The organism is Streptococcus jiangjianxini (assembly GCF_040225085.1).
Classification (GTDB): Bacteria; Bacillota; Bacilli; order Lactobacillales; family Streptococcaceae; genus Streptococcus; species Streptococcus jiangjianxini.
Map to the genome: position 1 here is coordinate 128,773 of NZ_JBEHGL010000002.1, position 18,532 is coordinate 147,304.

At 39.7% G+C, this 18,532-nt stretch carries 20 protein-coding genes; 3 read left to right on the forward strand and 17 right to left on the reverse strand.

The annotated features are described in order from the left end of the window. Positions 1-252 precede the first annotated feature (252 nt). The 5 genes from ABP870_RS01745 to miaA all read right to left on the reverse strand — a co-directional run bounded on the left by ABP870_RS01745 (position 253) and on the right by miaA (position 4,826). On the reverse strand, positions 253-1,017 hold the full coding sequence (locus tag ABP870_RS01745; protein WP_350013777.1) for an SDR family NAD(P)-dependent oxidoreductase: 765 nt from the start codon (positions 1,015-1,017) through the stop codon (positions 253-255). Then, on the reverse strand, positions 1,014-1,946 hold the full coding sequence (gene rnz, locus ABP870_RS01750) for a ribonuclease Z (RefSeq protein ID WP_350013778.1): 933 nt from the start codon (positions 1,944-1,946) through the stop codon (positions 1,014-1,016). The genes ABP870_RS01745 and rnz overlap by 4 nt, the downstream gene beginning before the upstream one ends. Before the next feature lie 10 nt (positions 1,947-1,956). Beyond that, entirely contained in the window at positions 1,957-2,595 is a 639-nt protein-coding gene (locus ABP870_RS01755; RefSeq protein ID WP_350013779.1) for a cystathionine beta-lyase, read from the reverse strand. Then, complete coding sequence (gene hflX, locus ABP870_RS01760; protein WP_350013780.1) at positions 2,588-3,826, reverse strand: GTPase HflX; 1,239 nt, start codon at positions 3,824-3,826, stop codon at positions 2,588-2,590. Before hflX ends, ABP870_RS01755 begins: the two co-directional genes overlap by 8 nt. 112 nt (positions 3,827-3,938) lie before the next feature. Next, the gene (miaA, locus tag ABP870_RS01765) at positions 3,939-4,826 is read right to left on the reverse strand and encodes a tRNA (adenosine(37)-N6)-dimethylallyltransferase MiaA (protein WP_350013781.1); all 888 of its coding nucleotides are present in this window, start codon (positions 4,824-4,826) and stop codon (positions 3,939-3,941) included. 109 nt (positions 4,827-4,935) lie between these two features. On the opposite strand from miaA, the gene ABP870_RS01770 reads away from it, so the two are divergent. Continuing rightward, complete coding sequence (locus tag ABP870_RS01770; protein WP_082785098.1) at positions 4,936-5,112, forward strand: DUF3042 family protein; 177 nt, start codon at positions 4,936-4,938, stop codon at positions 5,110-5,112. 49 nt (positions 5,113-5,161) lie between these two features. Here the strand turns inward: ABP870_RS01770 and ABP870_RS01775 are convergent, their stop codons facing one another. The 3 genes from ABP870_RS01775 to trhO form a co-directional block, all read right to left on the reverse strand. After that, positions 5,162-5,740 (reverse strand): hypothetical protein, encoded by a 579-nt coding sequence (locus ABP870_RS01775; protein WP_350013782.1) that lies wholly within the window; start codon positions 5,738-5,740, stop codon positions 5,162-5,164. A 30-nt stretch (positions 5,741-5,770) separates the two neighbouring features. Next, positions 5,771-6,076 (reverse strand): hypothetical protein, encoded by a 306-nt coding sequence (locus tag ABP870_RS01780; protein ID WP_350013783.1) that lies wholly within the window; start codon positions 6,074-6,076, stop codon positions 5,771-5,773. Between the two features lie 676 nt (positions 6,077-6,752). Then, complete coding sequence (gene trhO, locus ABP870_RS01785; protein ID WP_350013784.1) at positions 6,753-7,739, reverse strand: oxygen-dependent tRNA uridine(34) hydroxylase TrhO; 987 nt, start codon at positions 7,737-7,739, stop codon at positions 6,753-6,755. 149 nt (positions 7,740-7,888) lie between these two features. Here trhO and ABP870_RS01790 point away from each other — a divergent pair, with 149 nt between their 5' ends. Continuing rightward, complete coding sequence (locus ABP870_RS01790; RefSeq protein WP_350013785.1) at positions 7,889-8,194, forward strand: hypothetical protein; 306 nt, start codon at positions 7,889-7,891, stop codon at positions 8,192-8,194. Between the two features lie 587 nt (positions 8,195-8,781). On the opposite strand, the gene ABP870_RS01795 is transcribed toward ABP870_RS01790, so the two are convergent. From ABP870_RS01795 to ABP870_RS01825, 7 genes are all read right to left on the reverse strand, one after another. Further along, positions 8,782-9,435, reverse strand: a complete 654-nt coding sequence (locus ABP870_RS01795; protein WP_350013786.1) for a TIGR01906 family membrane protein — start codon at positions 9,433-9,435, stop codon at positions 8,782-8,784. Between the two features lie 93 nt (positions 9,436-9,528). Beyond that, complete coding sequence (locus ABP870_RS01800; protein ID WP_350013787.1) at positions 9,529-10,302, reverse strand: TIGR01457 family HAD-type hydrolase; 774 nt, start codon at positions 10,300-10,302, stop codon at positions 9,529-9,531. Positions 10,303-10,325: 23 nt separating this feature from the next. Then, the gene (locus tag ABP870_RS01805; RefSeq protein ID WP_350013788.1) at positions 10,326-10,943 is read right to left on the reverse strand and encodes an NUDIX hydrolase; all 618 of its coding nucleotides are present in this window, start codon (positions 10,941-10,943) and stop codon (positions 10,326-10,328) included. A gap of 1 nt (position 10,944) precedes the next feature. Next, complete coding sequence (locus tag ABP870_RS01810; RefSeq protein WP_350013789.1) at positions 10,945-11,685, reverse strand: acyl-ACP thioesterase domain-containing protein; 741 nt, start codon at positions 11,683-11,685, stop codon at positions 10,945-10,947. Between the two features lie 35 nt (positions 11,686-11,720). Next, entirely contained in the window at positions 11,721-12,872 is a 1,152-nt protein-coding gene (hemW, locus tag ABP870_RS01815) for a radical SAM family heme chaperone HemW (RefSeq protein WP_350013790.1), read from the reverse strand. A 106-nt stretch (positions 12,873-12,978) separates the two neighbouring features. Further along, on the reverse strand, positions 12,979-14,199 hold the full coding sequence (gene thiI / locus ABP870_RS01820; RefSeq protein ID WP_350013791.1) for a tRNA uracil 4-sulfurtransferase ThiI: 1,221 nt from the start codon (positions 14,197-14,199) through the stop codon (positions 12,979-12,981). Positions 14,200-14,213: 14 nt separating this feature from the next. After that, positions 14,214-15,356: a cysteine desulfurase family protein gene (locus ABP870_RS01825; protein ID WP_350013792.1), complete on the reverse strand. Its 1,143-nt coding sequence runs from the start codon at positions 15,354-15,356 to the stop codon at positions 14,214-14,216. Positions 15,357-15,585: 229 nt separating this feature from the next. On the opposite strand from ABP870_RS01825, the gene ABP870_RS01830 reads away from it, so the two are divergent. Next, positions 15,586-16,035, forward strand: a complete 450-nt coding sequence (locus ABP870_RS01830) for a DUF6556 family protein (protein WP_350013793.1) — start codon at positions 15,586-15,588, stop codon at positions 16,033-16,035. Positions 16,036-16,196: 161 nt separating this feature from the next. On the opposite strand, the gene msrB is transcribed toward ABP870_RS01830, so the two are convergent. Beyond that, positions 16,197-16,634 (reverse strand): peptide-methionine (R)-S-oxide reductase MsrB, encoded by a 438-nt coding sequence (msrB, locus tag ABP870_RS01835; protein ID WP_350013794.1) that lies wholly within the window; start codon positions 16,632-16,634, stop codon positions 16,197-16,199. A gap of 287 nt (positions 16,635-16,921) precedes the next feature. Next, on the reverse strand, positions 16,922-18,274 hold the full coding sequence (gene gorA, locus ABP870_RS01840) for a glutathione-disulfide reductase (protein WP_350013795.1): 1,353 nt from the start codon (positions 18,272-18,274) through the stop codon (positions 16,922-16,924). Between the last annotated feature and the right edge of the window lie 258 nt (positions 18,275-18,532).

Here is an 18,532-nt window from a genome sequence, read left to right on the forward strand (position 1 = left end):
ATATCAAAAAAAGGCCTAAGAATCACTCTTAGACCATGAGTTACCACGTCAAATGCATGAAAAGTTTCTCTTCCTCTTTCTGCGCCTTGAAAGAATTTTTGAGTGAATAGAAAGATTGTTTCTTCATGTTCTGTCACTTATTCTCTAAATAACTGAGACAAATAATCTTCCAAATGAACACTTTCTGAAGTTTGGCTAAACGAAACCTTCTTTATCCAATAGCTCTAGATCTAAGAATATCATTAATGACTTTTATTTATAATTAAAAACTTTTCTAGCCATAACGTCGCTTAGCCGTGGAAAGAGGGTATAAATTTTATGGGTCGCAGCTAAGCTAAAGGGCAAGTTAAGCTCACGTTTGTTTTTTCCCATCACTTTAACAATTCTTTTGGCCACATAATCAGGTTTGAGTGTGAATTTTTCAACACTTTTGAGGTAGTCGCCTGAGGGGTCCGCTTTGTCAAAGAACTTGGTTGCAATCGGTCCTGGATTAACGGTTGTCACGTAGACATTCTTGTCAGCTAATTCTAAACGTAAGGCGTTTGAAAATCCGATGACTGCAAATTTTGTCGCTGAATAAATGGTTGACTTAGCAGAGGCAATTAAACCAGCCATTGAAGCGATATTGATGATATGCCCATGGCCTTGTTCAGCCATACGTTTTCCAATAAGTCGTGAGAAATGAATGCTTGCTAAAGTATTAACATCAAACATTTCTTCAATCTCATCAAATTCATAGTTATCAAAGGTTTTGAATTCTCCAAAACCAGCATTATTAACCAAAATGTCAATACGACCATACTGGAGGTAAATCTGATCAATAACAGAAATGACTGCTTCTCTATCTGTAATATCAAGGCCTATACAAGTCTTGTTTTCTACATGTCGATACATGTCTTCCAGTTTTTCCTGACTTCGTCCCAAGAGAATCAAACCATCTTCATTCGGAAGACGCTTGATCATTTCTTCGGCAATACCGCCTGAAGCACCTGTTATGACAATAATGCGTTGACTCACAGTATCTCCTCCTCATCTAAATCAAAAACAACTTTTACATTTTCAAAGATTTTAGCAGCATCTCGTTCCAGTTGACGACAGTCTCTCGATAGAAATCGTGGACTAATATGATTGAGTAGCAAGCGCTTGGCACCTGCTGCTTTTGCTACTTGTGCTGCCTGCATATTGGTCGAATGACCATGTGACTTAGCTAACTGCTCATCACCTTTACCATAGGTTGATTCATGAACCAAAACATCAGCGTCTAAACCAAGGCGAATGCTGGCATCTGTTTTTCGGGTATCGCCCAGGATGGTTACGACCTTGCCTTTTTTAGGTTCTGAGATAAACTCATTAGCAATGATTTTGGTACCGTCTTCCAAAACAATGTCTTGCCCATTTTTGACTTTACCAAATAAAGGACCAAATGGAACACCTGCTGCGATAAGCGCATCAGCATCTAAACGGCCTTCTAAGTCTTTTTGAACCACACGATAGCCCACGCAGAAGATACTGTGGTTGAGTTCTTCCGCATAGACTTGAAATTTATCCGTTTCCATAATTTTCCCAAGGCTGTCTGCCTCAAACTCGTGAAAATGAATGCGATAAGGCAAGCGGGAACCCGTCACACGCAGACTAGACATGACAAAAGACTTGATACCCTTGGGACCATAAATATCAATATCAGTCTGTTCCTCACTGGATTGGAAGGCACGGCTTGACAAAAAACCCGGTAGCCCCAAGACATGATCACCATGAAGATGCGTGATAAAGATCTTGCTGACTTTACGAGGTTTGATCGTCGTTTCTAAAATTTGCCGTTGGGTACCTTCCCCACAGTCAAACATCCACACCTCGTTAATTTCATCTAATAATTTTAAAACCAAACTGGAGACATTACGCCCCTTAGCAGGCTGGCCAGCACCTGTTCCTAAAAATTGTAATTGCATTGTTTCTCTTCTAATTTTCAATGATATAAGCTATATATTGACGTTGTTCAAACCCATAATAAACCATACCTTGGTAGGTTTGGAGCAATTCTAACAGCTCGTCTTGGTTAAAACTGGTGATTTTGGTCATATTAGCTTTGAGTTGATAAACCTGACTGAGTAGGGCTGACGCTGGTGTCACGTCTTTCATACCTGACTCATCAAAGGTCATGAGGGACATTTTAATACGGTCATTTTCTTGGTAAATCTTATAAGCTGGAAAAATCTCTGCCAAGTCAAAGAAAATCTTGGCATGGATAGGCTCATTTGCTTCAGAGAACACTTGAGCGATGCCATCCTCATTTTCGAAGGCGAAGCCATAGGATTTTCCAGAGAGATTGAGTCGGACAAAGGGTTTTACTTCAGCAAAACTCGGATTTTTTTGAAATAAATGAAGTGCTTTTGAAATCTCAAAATAATAATCCGTCGCTGCTGTTTGACCTTGTTTTTGATAGAGTTCAGCAAAATAAGCATTGATAACACTAGGTGGCGGTGTGATAAAAGCCAATCTTTGTTGGTCACCCAGTGCCTCTAATTGTTTCTCCAGATATACCTTATCAAGATTGGTAAACCCACCAAACTTGAGGGCTAAATCAATATAATCAGTCATAAAATTCTTCTAACTTCCATCTAATTCGGCTAGCGATATAGCCCGAAACTTCTTCTGTTTCTTTCGAAAAATCATAATGGTCTAAAAGTGCCAGTTTTTCAAGTTCATAGAGTTTATAAACATCTTTTTGGTCAACCTTGATCGAAAAAGGCACAAATAAATCACGAATCTCATCGATAATCAGGTTGCGAATAGACTGCCTAGCTTCTTTATCTCGCGCTGAGATACGAACATTTGGAAAGGCGGTTGCTGTTAGGCTTTCCACCTTATCCATTTTGTTGTAAATAGCCAAACGTGGAATATCCAACATGTCCAAATCTTTGAGAATATCTAGCACTACCTTTTCATGCTCGCTATGATTTGGGTCACTAGCATCAATAACATGTAACAACAAATCCACATGACGACTTTCTTCCAGAGTTGACTTAAAGGCAGCCACAAGTTCTGTTGGTAAATCTTGAATGAAGCCAACGGTGTCGGTCAAAGTCGCCTGAAACTGACCTTTGAGATAGAGTTGCTTGGTTGTAGCATCCAAGGTCGCAAAGAGTTCATCAGCTTCATATTGCTTCTTATCTGTCAAGGTATTCATGATGGTTGATTTGCCTGCGTTAGTATAGCCAATCAAACCGATTTTAAAGGTTTCAGAATCCACGCGCTTATCACGGATGGTCTGACGGTTTTTCTCAACCACTTTTAGCTGACGCTCGATGTCATTGATTTGATTTCGGATAGAGCGACGGTTAAGTTCCAGTTGGCTTTCACCCGGACCACGACTACCAATACCACCAGCCTGACGACTGAGCATGATACCTTGGCCGGCCAAGCGCGGCAATAGATACTTGAGCTGGGCAAGATGGACCTGTAGTTTTCCTTCATGGCTACGAGCACGCATGGCAAAGATATCTAAAATCAATTGCATGCGGTCGATGACTTTGACACCAAGTTCTATCTCTAGGTTAGTATTCTGGCGGGGCGTCAAGCGATTATTGACAATAACGGTATCAATCTCATCAGCTTCGACCATTTGGCGGATTTCCTCTAACTTCCCTGAACCGACAAATGTCTTACTATCATAGCGTTCACGTTTTTGGCTGTAAGCATTAACAACTTGAGCACCAGCTGTTTTAGCCAAACTAGCCAACTCTTCCATCGACATGTCAAAGTGTTCCGTCTCTTGCAGCTCTACACCAACTATAATCACACGCTCTTGCTTTTCCTGTGTTTCATGCATGGGATCACCTCCTTAGGTTAGATTCTTATCATGAAAAAATAGCCCAGAATGGACTATCAAAACTGTCTCTTATTATAGCATATTTTTGACGCAGTCACATTAGACAAGGTTTTTAGGCTTTTTCTAAAAAATCCTTAACCTTTGCAACAATCTTCTCCTGAACGTTCTCTTCAGAAATCTGATAAAAATCGACTGTCATTCGATTTCTAAACCAAGTCAACTGTCGTTTGGCGAAACGTCGGGTATTTTGTTTCAAACGAGCGACGGATTGCTCCAAATCCTCCCGACCTTCAAAATAAGGAAAAAGTTCCTTGTAACCGATGCCACGAGCAGCTTGAGAATGGGGATAGTGATCATAAAGCCATCTGGCTTCTTCCAGTAAACCATTTTGCAACATCACATCCACACGGGCATTGATCCGATCATAAAGTAACTGTCTATCATCCGTTAGTCCAATAACCAAGGTATCCAAATCACTATCTTGATTGACCAAATCTTGTCCGAATTTGGCCAACTCTAAAGCGCGAATAGCACGGCGACGATTAAGTTGGGGAATGGCTATTTCAAGCGCCTCAACTCTCTCAAAAAGCATCTGATTGTCTTCTTGTTCTAGCTCTTTGCGATAAGCAAGCAGAGCCTCCTGATCAAGATTACCACCCAAATGATACCCTTCTAAAAGACTTTGCAGGTATAGCCCTGTTCCACCAACAATAATGGGTAATTTGCCTCGATGGATGATGTCGTCAATGGCCTCATGAGCCTCTGTCACAAAGTCAAAAGCTGAGTAAGTCTCTGTTACATGACGCACATCAATTAAATGATGTACCGCCGCTGCTTGTTCCTCTGGGCTTGCTTTAGCTGTCCCAATATTTAATGCTTGGTAGACCTGTTGGCTATCTCCTGAAATGATTTCTCCATTAAATCTCTGGGCCAGTTCAATACCAAGAGCTGTTTTTCCAACTGCCGTTGGTCCTGCCACAACAATAATTTTTTTCTTCATAACGTTTTTTACTTGCTATTCTCTTCTATTTTTAAGATAATAATACTATTATATCATACTGAAAATCAAGGCATTCTAGCTTTATTTTCATAGAAATAGGAGAACTCTCATGTCAAAAAAATTCGCTTTTGCTAAAGGTTTAGCCACAGGTGTTATTGCTACTGCTGCTACAGTTGCAGGTGCTGTCTTCGCTGTTAAGAAGACGGTTATCGAACCAGAAGAAAAAAAAGAAGCTTTCATCGAAGAAAATCGCAAAAAAGCGGCTCGTCGCCGTGTATCACACTAAAAAAAGAGGCTGGGATTTAAGATCTCAGCTTCTTTTTATGGTGATATTGTTACTGTTTTGTGAGAAAAAACCTAATGTAGCCGATTAAAACACCAATCACTATCACACTAGCTAATAGCATTTCGCCAAATAAAAGCCAATCCCAAACACCTGCAAGTCCTAAGACAGCCATACCATTTTTTAAGGCAGTTGCAGAGATAACTAAGGGAAAAGTAAAGGCTGAAAAGACTGGCGAGAAGGGTCTGTTTAGTAATGTTGGTAATTGCAAAACAATGTAAAAATAAAAGAGTTGAGCAAGGGCTAAGAGGCCGCTCATCACCAAGGGATTAGGCTGAGGAAAAGCTAGGGCATAGGCAGCTGTTACCAAAGAAAACGGTGCACAAATGGTCGCTGTATTGGGCTTAACAACAGACGGTAAAGGCGATTGTTTTAGACGCTTAAAGATAAATGGTAAGACCAAACAAGTTGCTACAAAACCATAGATGATGGTGAATTGTCCAACTCCAAACCATCCACTAACAGGAGCGGTTAAACCAGCAATGGCAACGCCAATATAGAGGACGGTCCACGATGGAAAGACTGAATCTAGTGAAAAATGCCTTAAATACTTAGCAGAAAAGATCAGCATATGACAAACGATACTAATAAAACAAAAAATTCAAAGCGGTCTAATCAGCGAGCCAACAAAACTAGCCCCACCAAAGTATAGCTTTAAATAGGTTACTCCTAAAAATCCAGACATAAAAAAAGTTGTAAAAACAGATGATATTAAGGGATTCTGCATCTGCTCTTTGACACTTTTAGGGTCACTAATCATACTGTACAAAAGATACAACCAAATTAAAAGCGCTAAAAAGCCACAGGTAGCAGTAAAAACCAAGGATAGGTCCTTTAAAAGATTTCCTAAACCCAGCAATCCTAAAACAAGCCCTGCCGTTGCTAACGGCGCCTTTTGCAATGTCATACATAACCTCCAATTTGTTATATCATTCACTAATTATACCATGATATCTTATCACAAGAAATAACCATCCACGGCGACAGTGGAATAATCTAACCGCTTTTTCTGAGTTTGTGTTTAAAACAAGCAAATCTTCTCTGACACTTTGACATCCTTAATTGAGAAATTAACGAGCAAAGCCATTTGATTACTTAATGCCATAAGCAGCCGATATTCTTCAGCCTCACTTTTTTTGATATTGATTGAGTTGAAGCGCTTAAGGGAGGGACTACAGAGTTTAAAGCAATCAACATCTAAGAGGGTAATAAAATTAGAAAGGCTTTCAAAAATCTTTGAGGCATCAGTTTGTCATATAAGAGTAGCTAGCAACCTTATAAAAATGATCTTTTTCATCTAGAGTACAAGCATGCCATTAATGGAGAAGGCTGTCACTGAAACTGATACTTAATAATATTCAGAAATAGCGACATCGGAATGTTATGATAAAATAACTTATTCCTTCCCAACTGAAATCGATTGCACATAGAGACTAGATCTCCCCTATTTTTTTGATTTTGAATCAGTATAAGAAAATTCCTGAGACTCAATTGGACAACAAAAAAGGTTGACGCAAATGCCCCAAATGAACATTTGTGTCAACCCGTAGAGACAAGAAAACTGCATCCCTATTTGATCATCTTTAAGCATTAACGTATTCTGGTAAGCTTTCACCGATCGCTTCCAAGCGTACTTGCCATTCGTCACGACTCAAGCCATTTTCTTGAACGTAACGGTTACGCTCATGTGCACGACATTCTGCTGAACAACCACGAACATATTTCGCTTCGTTTTCTTCTGAAGCGAAAATTTGTTTGTTACAGAAAGGATTGGCACAATTAACATAACGCTCACATGGTGTACCATCAAAATAATCTTTAGAAATCACTGTTGGATTAACGTGGTTGATAGGCACTGAAATACGCTCATCAAAGACGTACATTGCCCCTTCCCAGAGGTCTCCCTGCACTTCTGGATCTTTACCATAAGTAGCAATGCCCCCATGAAGTTGACCGACATCCTTGAAACCTTCACGGACCATCCAACCAGAGAATTTCTCACAACGAACCCCACCAGTACAGTAAACAACAACACGTTTTTCCATGAATTTCTCTTTGTTGTCGCGCACCCACTGTGGTAGTTCACGGAAGTTGCGAATGTCTGGACGAACGGCCCCTTTGAAGTGGCCGAGGTCGTACTCATAGTCGTTACGTGTGTCCAAAACGATAGTATCTTCGTCAAGAAGGGCTTCTTTAAATTGTTTTGGATTGAGGTATTCTCCTGTCAACTCAAGCGGGTTAACATCTTCATCTTCGTAGTCTGTTTCTAGACCAAGATGAACGATCTCTTTTTTGTAACGAACAAACATTTTACGGAAAGCTTGTTCTTCTTCTTCATCGATCTTGAACCATAGGTCAGCAAAACGTTCATCACTGTGTACCCAGTCCATGTATTTTTGAGTAGTTTCGTAGTCACCAGAAACAGTACCATTGATTCCCTCATCGGCAATCAAGATACGTCCTTTAAGACCGATTGATTTACAAAATTCCAAGTGTTTTTTAGCATATTCTTCTGCATTTTCAATTGGAACATATTTGTAGTACAGCAAAACTCTAATTTTTTCTGACATCGTAGTCTCCTTTAATCACCTTTGCAATAGGCGTTGTTACTTACTATTCTAACGCTCTTTTAAAGGATTTTCAAAAGATATGACTTCCAAAACACTGAAACTGACGAGGAAAACCAGATTTTGTTAAACTAATAAAAAGGAGACTGCTAATGACATACGAATTTTGCTTAGAATACGGGACTTATCCTTTAAAGGCTATCTGTGCTGGCCTTGAAGAGGAAAATGAGGTGCCTGATTTTATCAAGGACAACCAACTCCTAATGGAAAAACTAGAACAGCTCAATGACCACTTCCACCAACTATTTCTTGTTATCGAATCCCAATTTTTCTTTGTTGGACATGACAAACCAGACATCCTGGACTTGGTCAGAAAAGAACACGAGCAAATAATTACTATCCTAACTAAAGATTACCCTGAAGAGGATATCAGAATCGAAAAATTCTTTTGGGAATAATCAATGCCTTAGGAACAAGAGATATGTTTTCAGTTATACCGAAATCAGCAAAAGAAGCATTTATTTTTCTCGCGATAGACTACTTGATGGTAGTGGCCCAATTGGTAACATTAAGCTATACTATACCTCAATTCTATCAAATGAAGATTAGATGTTTCAAAAACGTCTTGCTATTAGGACAATTATGAAAAGTATAGTCAAATGAATTAGCTTTCAGACAAGGAACAGAGGACGCAGACAGTACTCGCGTAAGGAAAGTCAAAAGTGACGATGTATCAAAGTTAATTCAAAAGACTATATCTTAGGGGTGACAAAAAAGCCATTCATCAAAATGACCATTGGCTACAAGCTGAAGTTGGGGCGCACGGCTCCAACTTTTTTTAGTGTTTCATTAACAAGATACCGGATGGAAAACTTCAAAGATCTAGGAAACTTATTTGAAGCGAAGAATAAAAAAGCATTAATTATTTACATAACTAATCTTGAGACAAATGATTGCAAAGCAAGTCATTTAAACAATAAAAAGTGGAACAAAAGTCGCTCTTTTTAAGTTAGCAACTGTTGCTCCATTATTGATACTATGTGATTTATGATGGTAACGTTCTTAATTTCAGTGTTTTTCGGCTAACGATAAAAAACAGTAACATAAGCAACTCGTACAAACCAAAAAAGGCGATAAAGCAATGCCTAAAGAAGGACTCGGGCAGGACATTGATAATGGGATCTGTGTAGGGATTAAAAAGCCAGCTACTGTCGCCAGGAAAGAGCAGCTGATGAAAGAGCGTAAAAAACTCATTAAAGCCCACTGCTATCCCTAATAATCCAATAAAAACAGGGAAAATAGCCGCTATTAGATAGAGCTTCTGGTAGATAAAGAGTGATTTATGTCGCCACGAGTTGATCAAAAAATAGAAAGTTGGCAAACTTGTTATTAAGAAAACCAATTGACTCAAATGAAATAAGTCTTTAACATCTGAAAAATGCTTGAGTCCATCTTTTGATGATGGAAAATCCGGCATATCTAGAACGTGATGAGAAGGATTGGTCAAATAACTCAAGAGATGATTATAATTATTCAATAAATCCTCTTTAGACAGCTTGACCATGTCTAAGAGGTTAAGTCTGTCAATCTCTAAGGGATAAGCTAGCCAGGCTAGATAAATTGTTAAAAGAATGGCTAAAGCAAGAAGCCAAATAATACTGAGCAACGCTAACAATCGCTGACTAAGAATAGTTTTCATGTCTACCTCAACTAATGTCTGTTATTAAAACGAGATGAGATGTTCCTTCTCTTCTACCATTTGATAGCTTATCACGACATTCTTAAGGAAAACTTATTTGTCTTCAAAGGACCATTCTGCCAAGGAATCCAAAACATGTGTCGGTTGGATAGGCAAAGAAGCGACTTCTTCTTTTTTAGTAAAGCCTGTCAAGACCAAAAGCGTATCGATGTCATTTTTAATGCCTGCCGTGATATCAGTCAAGTAATTATCCCCCACCATAATAGCTTCTTCACGTTTGACACCAAGACGTTCCAAAGCTTTATTCATGATGATAGCTTCAGGTTTTCCGATAATAACTGGAGCGACACGCGTCGCAGCTTCTAAAAGTGCTAAAAGTGATCCTGCGCCTGGCATCAGACCACGTTCGGTCGGAATATTTAAGTCAGGATTGGTTCCGATGAAAAAAGCGCCTCTTTGAATAGCCAACGTTGCCACTGCAAGCTGCTCGTAGGTTACCTGAGAATCCAAACCAACCACAACGTAGGCTGGATTTTCCTCATCATGGATGTAGCCTGCCGTCTCAATAGCTGTTTTCAAGCCTTTTTCACCAATAACATAAGCTGTTTTACCACGATTCATGTCGTTCATATAATCGACAGTTGCTAATGTAGCTGTATAGATCGTTTCAAGTGGCGTGTTGACATTGAACTTGCTAGAAAGCATTGCTTGAACCATCTCAGGTGTTCTGGTCGTATTATTGGTTACCAGCAGATATGAAATGTCACGCTCCTGCAAGTCAATAATGAACTGCTCCCCTGCAGGAATGCGCTCATTTCCTTTATAAATAGTACCGTCTAAATCAATTAAATAGCCTTTATAAGCCATAATATCCTCTCATATTTATCGTATCAGTCAAAAACCGTCTCCCAATGCTCAGCCCGATAAGCCTCATAGCACAGACGAATTTGTTTAGCAGTTGTTTTATTTTGTGACAATTCGGGCAGTTGATTTAAGTCAAAATATTTGGCATCAAGTGTTTCTGAATTAGCCTGAAAAGCCCCCCTGATATAGTGGCAAAGCACAAAATGCTTGATGACTCTGACGGCGGTATTAGATTGGTTATTTTTGCGCTTGTCCTGCACCGCTACCAAGCGTTTAGCTTCAACTTCAAAACCGGTTTCTTCTTTAACTTCTTTGATGGTATTTGACAAGATCGATTCTTGTACATCACACCACCCTCCAGGAAGTGCCCATAGACCATTAGCTTCTTGGACTAAAAGAACCTTGTCATCCTCAAAAATAGCTGCTCTAGTGTCGATTTTAGGCGTCTGATAACCATCTTCGCTAGCAAATAGTTCGGTCACTTTTGAGTGGGGAATTCCTGAAACATCACTCAACATTTGGCTAGCTATATCACGGATCTCCTTATAACGCTCACGATCAAAAACTTCTGGATCGTAAGCTAAACCATTTTGAGCCAGTGCTTGCAATCGCACTGCCCATTCTAACCAAGCTTCTTCTTTCATACTAAACCTCCTCTGGGACAACTCTCCACTCGAGGATGGCTTGAGCATTGACTTGTCCGTCTGTTGTGATTTGGTGGCGACTAATGTTATCTTCCAAAAGCACTTCTGAAACGATATCACGCCCATAATGGATTTCTTTGATATACTTGAAGGCAATATGTTTAGGGGAATGGCTTCTGAGAAACGCAAAGGGCATGACATCATAAATCCAATCAAAATACTTACTATTATTGACGTGACCATTCATATCCAAATCAAAATAGCGAACATGATAGTCCGTTTTGTCAGCATTTTCCAAAAGAGGATACTTAGGACCACGTCTAACTTTTTTGACATATTCGGAATCAAAAACCTTGACTAAGTCCACTGGAACAGGAGTGACTTTTCGTGTTTTAAAATCAATCAAGACAAAGCTTGCAGCGATGGTCATGATTTTCTGACCATCTTGTCCCAGGATGTCAAAATCGCGATAACAAAAGAGTTTATTATATGATTTGGCTTCGGTTTCAATGGTGATTTTTTCCGAAAACTTGGGTAACCTTTCGATGTGAATATCATAATCAGTGATAACCCAAACTAACCCATAAGTATCCAAGACATACTGATCAGACACGCCTAAGGCTGCTGATTGCAGACCAGAGACCTGTAAGGCTGCTGATAATAAATATGGTAATTTAGCACAGTGATTGACATCTGTTTCGTAAAACGGAATCTCATAACTGGCACTATATCGTTTTCCCATGCTCATCCTTCTTTCTAATATTATCCAAATAGACACTAATCATAATCATCAGATACCTCAATGATGAATTTCTCAGCGACTGTGTCACCTAAAAAGAGCCCCTTTTTGGTCATACGAATCGTGTCCTCTTCAAGAATCAAAAGACCATCCCTAACCAAGTCAGCTACGATTTGACCATAGCGCTCTTCAAAACCGACACCAAATTTCTCTTCAAAATGACTAATAGAGACACCTGATTTTTTACGAAGCCCGAGAAAAAATTCCTCTTCCATCATTTCTTCTTTGCTGAGAATGTCCTCACCTAGACGAGAATGCCCGTGTTCTTTAATAGCTTTAAGGTAATGTTGAATAGGACCACGGTTACGGTAGCGAACGCCAGCAAGGTAACCAGACGCCCCTGCGCCAACACCGTAATACTCCACATTATCCCAGTACATGAGATTGTGACGACTTTCAAAACCAGGCTTGGTGAAATTGGAAATTTCATAGTGTTCAAAACCATTTTTTTCCAATTCGTTGATAATATAAGTAAACATGTCTGCTTCAATATCTTCATTAGGCAAATGCAGACGTCCTCGTCTCTGTTTGTTCATAAAGACCGTGTGATTTTCTAAAATCAAACTATAAAGGCTAAGGTGAGGAATATCCAAGGCTAAGGCCTTACGAACATTCTCCTCTACTTGCTCCATTGTCTGATTTGGCAGTGCATAAATCAAGTCTATCGAAATATTAGTCAAGCCCGCAGCCTTTAGCGCATCAATACTTTCATAAATCTGGGCTTCGTTATGACTACGACCAATCTGTTTGAGCTGGTTGTCAAAGAAAGTCTGAACTCCTAGGGAAACACGATTGACAGCTGATTTTTTTAAAACAGCAATCTTCTCTGGTGTCAAATCCCCTGGATTAGCTTCAATAGTAAATTCTTCAAGCATCTCTAGGTTAATATTTTTCTCTAAATGAGTTAGCAAATAATCCAACTGTTCAGCAGTGATAGCTGTTGGTGTTCCACCACCGATGTAAAGGGTTTTTAAGTCATGAATATCATAAAACTCGAATTCACGAATAAGAGCCTGAAGATACTCATCAACAGGCTGATTTTTAATAAAAACTTTTGAAAAGTCACAGTAATAGCAAATTTGAGTGCAAAATGGAATGTGTACGTAAGCTGAAGTTGGTTTATTAAACATATTAATATTTTAGCATTTTTATGAGGTCTTGGCACGAATGAAAAATAGAAAAAGAGGTATAATGATCTACCTCTCTAAGTTATCAATTAGCATTTCTCAGCTTATCTTATAGAAGCTCATCAATGAGATCATCCACCGCATCAGCTGTTTCATTAGGTGTGATTTCAGTAACCATAATACCTGCTACCGCACGCTCAACAAGTCCTTCGACATCAAGGCGAGCTTCGTACTGCTCAACATTTTTAATCTTTGGATTTGTCTTAGGGCGGTCTGGAGCAAAAATCGTACAGCAATCTTCAAATGGTTGAATAGAAATAGCAAACGTATCAATCTTTTCTGCCAAATCAATGATTTCCAATTTATCCATGGTTACCACTGGACGGATGACTGGTGTACTAGTTACGGCATTGATCGCCTGCATTGACTCCAAAGTCTGACTGGCAACCTGCCCAAGACTTTCACCATTAATAATCACGCGTCCATCACGCTCTGCTCGAATGCGATCCGTAATGCGCATCATAAATCGACGTGTTAAGGTCATCAAGTAGGCTTCAGGCGCTTTTTCCTTGATTTCTTCTTGAATTTCAGTGAAAGGCACTTCGATAAATTGAATATTTCCACCAAATTTTGTCAGCTTACGTGTTAAATCATGGGCTTTTTTTAATGCACCCGGACTAGTATAAGGGGGACTAGCAAAGTGAACGGCTTCAATATCAACACCACGTTTAAGAGCCAAGTAGCCTGCCACTGGCGAATCAATCCCTCCAGATAACATAAGCATTCCTTTTCCAGCCGTGCCTACTGGAAGTCCTCCAGCACCTCTAATCTCTTCGTGTGAAATGTAAGCCGCTTCGTCACGAATTTCAACTTTGAGGTTAACATCTGGCTTTTTCATTTGAGCTTTAATATTTGGAAGAACCTCAAAAACAGCTCCTCCAAGAGTATGATTCAACTGCGTCGAATCCAACTCAAAATGATGATCACTACGTTTGCTTGATACCTTAAAAGTCAAACCTTCTTGATACAAGTCTGTCATAATCGCTTGAACTGCTTCAGTTAACACAGTCACATCTTTTTCAACACGGTAAACAGGATTAAAAGCCTGAATCCCAAAGATTTGCTTAAGAGACTCAGCTACAGGAGCGTAATCTGCACCGTTTAAGAAAACATGACAACGATCACGATCTGCTGTCACCTTTACTTCAGGATAGATTGACAAAACGTCCTGAATATTTCGGCGTAGCTTGTTGATGAAGCGCATGCGATTCTTTCCTTTAGTTGACAGTTCACCGTAGCGAACCATGATTTCTGAATATTGTAGGTTCATTATTATACTTTCTATTATCTTACTTTTTGGGTTTTCGCATAAACTTGTTTAAAGATGGTTAAAAATTGCTCGACCTGCCCCATATCATTGTCATCATCCAAACTAACACGAACAGCTGTTTGAGCATCCTTGCTTGGAATACCCATAGAAATCAAGGTTCCAGCAGGTTTTCCGGCTTTTGAGGAGCAAGCTGATGTGGTCGAAATGAAAATATCATGCTCTTCAAAGGCATGGACAATCACTTCGCCTCGCACTCCTTTGATACCAAAAGTAATGATATTAGGTGCAAAGTTATCCTGACCAGAAAATACAAGAATATCTTCATATTTGCCCAATTCGTCCAAGATTATGTCCTTCATTTTGGCAATTTTAGGCAGCGCCATGTCTTCCTTATCTTTGACGAGACGGAGTGCCTTTGCCATAGAGGCAATGCCGGCCACATTCTCCGTTGTTGAACGGAGATCCTTCTCCTGACCACCACCTGTTAAAAGAGGACTTATCTTCTTCCCAGATTTTTTATAAAGAAATCCTACGCCACGAACAGCGTGAAACTTATGACCAGAAAAAGACGCCAGATCAACTCGGTCTGTTAAATAAAATGCTGTTGGAATTTTTCCGATAGCTTGCACCGCATCCACATGAAAGGTAAGGTTAGGGCGGTCAGCCAATAATTTTGAAATGGCTTGGATGGGCTGTATGGCCCCAATCTCATTATTAACTGCCATAATTGAGACTAAAATAGTATCCTGACGCAGCAAGCCTTTCAGAGCCTCTATGTCCACAAAACCACGGCTATCAACTGGAGCATAAGAAACATCAAACCCCTGCTGACTCAACCACTTGGCGGATTCTTTTACCGCAGGATGCTCAATAGCTGAAACGATAATATGCTTACCAAAAGCCTGTTTTTCAAATGCTATCCCCTTAATAGCCCAGTTGTCACTTTCAGTGCCACCTGAGGTAAAAAAGATTTCGTCTGCTTTTTTTCCCAATAGCTCCGCAATTTGTTTGCGAGAAGCTTCTAAAATACGAGTTGACTGATTTCCCAAGCGATGCAAACTTGATGGATTCCCCCAAATCTTAGTTGTTACCTCTTGGTAAGTTCTAAGGGCTTCAGGATAAGTTTGTGTAGTGCTTGCATTATCAAAAAAAATCACTAAAAATGACCAACTTTCTCTTACTTTTGAGCAAGATAAGGCCTGGGGGTGGAGACTAATCTTGCATTTTCGACTATTTATTATAGCATAAATCCTTTTTAAATAGGTTTTCAATTCATTAGTAAAAGGTTTTCAAACTTTAGTGCTAAAAAGAATAGGCTTACCTACTATTTTTGCATGATTTTTTTCGAATTAAATCATATAATATAGTCTATAAAAGGAGGACATCATGCCACAACAGTATTCTCGAAAATCTAAACAAGAAGGACAAAAAACCAAACGTCGTCCTACTGAACATATCAAATATGGCTTGACAGCCTTTCAAAAAACCTTAGCCCTAATTGGTTCTATCTTGTCAATTATTGTCGCTTCGATTACGATTACTAATTTTATTCATAATAACAGTTCAACCAATAATGATAAGTCACCTTCTTCAACAGTTGTGATTCAAAACAATGGCGGTCAAGGTACCTCAAATCCTAATTCTGATGCCACCAACACCGAAACTTCATCAAGCAGTTCATCAGATTATCAGAGCGATGTCACTAGTCCAGATAACCCTCAAGATACCACTAATGATGACACATCTACTACCCCAACTTCTGACGCTGATGCAACGACTGCTTCTTCGGCTCCACAAACTGACGTAACAAGCGATCAACCCACAACAACTCCATAATGTAAGAAAGAGTCTGAGAAATCTGCTATCTCAGGCTCTTTTTTAACCAATTATTTAATACTCAATGAAAATCAAAAGTAGACTAGGCAGCGTCAACGCAGATAAAACTGAAGGTCATCGGAACAAGCCAACAAGGTCTGCTTTTGATTTTTTTAAGAGTATCATTCATCAAATAATGCTAAAAAATCACCATAACCGGCTGACTCTAGCTCTTCATAAGGAATAAATTTGAGAGCTGCGGAATTAATACAATAGCGTAGACCTCCAGTTTCGGTAGGACCATCATTGAAAACATGTCCCAAATGTGACCCAGCTTCACGGCTTTTAACCTCAATACGTCTCATAAAATGAGAGCGGTCATCGTGATTAGTCACCCGTCTATTATCCACAGGTTTTGTAAAAGCTGGCCATCCACAACCAGAATTATATTTATCAAGCGATGAAAAGAGTACCTCACCGCTAACCACGTCCACATAGATACCTTTTTCGAAGAATTCATCATACTCTCCTGTAAAGGCACGCTCTGTTGCAGCATTTTGCGTCACTTCATAAGCCAAGTCACCGATGCGTTGGCGTAATTCTTCTTGTGATTCTGTCATACATCCTCCTACTCTCTTTTTAAAATACTTTTAGTTGATAAAACTGCCCCAAAACCTAAAAAACGATAATTAAACTTCCATTATGGAAAGTCATCATATCAAAACGAACATCACTTCTTTGGCGAAATAACAAGACTAGATTTGTTTAAAGCATGGTCACGAATTCTTCTACGCCAGTCGGGTGACTAGGTAGGGGATAGACAATATCTTTCCACTTTTAATAAAACTATGAACCCTAGACGGAAGTGAGCGCGATTACATGTGATACTGACTAAACAAAAGTCTTCTCATCGCATGGTTACAAATTCTTCTGCGCCAGTTGGGTGAATAGCTACCGTAGCATCAAAATCTTCTTTTGTTGCTCCCATTTTAATGGCAACTGAGAAGCCTTGAACCATTTCATCAACACCGTAGCCAATACCATGGAGTCCGATGATTTTTTCGTCTTCACCAAGGGTGACTAACTTCATGGTTGATGCTTGACGATTGCCTCCTAACGCAGTGTACATTGGCGTGAAACTTGAACGGTAAACCTTGATTTGTTCTTGACCGTACTTAGCAATGGCTGCTTCTTCTGACAAACCGATAGAGCCAATAGCAGGGTGTCCAAAGATGACTGTGGCTACGTTCTCGTAATCCATTTTAGCAGTCGTTTTACCGTTAAAGAGACGTTCAGATAGTTGACGTCCTGCCTTAATAGCAACTGGTGTCAATTCTAACTTCCCATTAACATCACCTAAAGCATATACCCCCTCGACAGATGTATTTTCAAATTCATCTGTTTGAATATACCCGTTTTCATTTAAAGCAACGCCTGTCTTTTCCAAACCAAAACCGGCTACATTTGGCTTTCGTCCGATGGCCCAAATCAAGCAATCAACTGTGTAGGATTCTCCATTTTCCAAAACAAGCGTCAAAGAACTATCATCATTTTTGATCACTTCTTTTGGTACCGAATGGGCATGTAAAGAGGGACCGTGCTTAGCCATTTCATCTGTCAAAACAGAAATGATTTCTTCATCAAATTGACGTAAAGGACGTTCCTTACGAACAAATAAGTGTGTCTCCGAACCCAGAGCATCTAGAACCCCTGCTAGTTCAACAGCAATATAACCAGCTCCAACCACTGCTGTCCGGTTTGGTGCTGCATCAAGCTCAAAGAAACCATCTGAAGTGATGCCATACTCAGCACCTGGAATGTCAGGAACAACTGCGTGTCCACCAGTCGCAACCAGAATATGAGGAGCCGTGTACTGCTCACCTGCTACTTCAACCGTATGTGCATCCACAAATGTCGCATAATCATAGAGTCGCTCCACACCATTATTATCAAAGCCACGTTCGTAAGAGCCATGGATACGATCAATGTAGGCCTGACGATTAGCTTTCAAGGTCGCAAAGTCAAAATTTTTAACATCTACATCAAAGCCATATTCACCAGCATAGCGGTTAAGCGTCTCAGCCACTTGAGCGCCATACCACATGACTTTTTTAGGGACACAGCCTAAGTTAACGCAAGTTCCGCCAACTTCATTGGCTTCAATGAGCAGTGTTTTAGCACCATGCATGGCCGCACGATTGGCAGAGGCGATTCCTCCTGAACCACCACCAATAACAATATAATCATACTCTTTCATCATAGTATCCTCGTTTTCTTTTGATCTAGTCTTCTTCAAGATTATCACAAAGTCAAAAGCTGCTCAACTTTCTGCTACGGCAAGCAAAAAAGCAAGACATCCTGTTCTTTATTGATCACACATTTAGCAACCTAACAATTGAGTAGAATTAACCACTTCGTCTTTTCAAACTGTTTTCAATCCATCATATTAAATAACCACCGTGGATTAACCTTAGGTTTTACTTGATAACGGATGATTGGCAACAAGACTTGATGTATC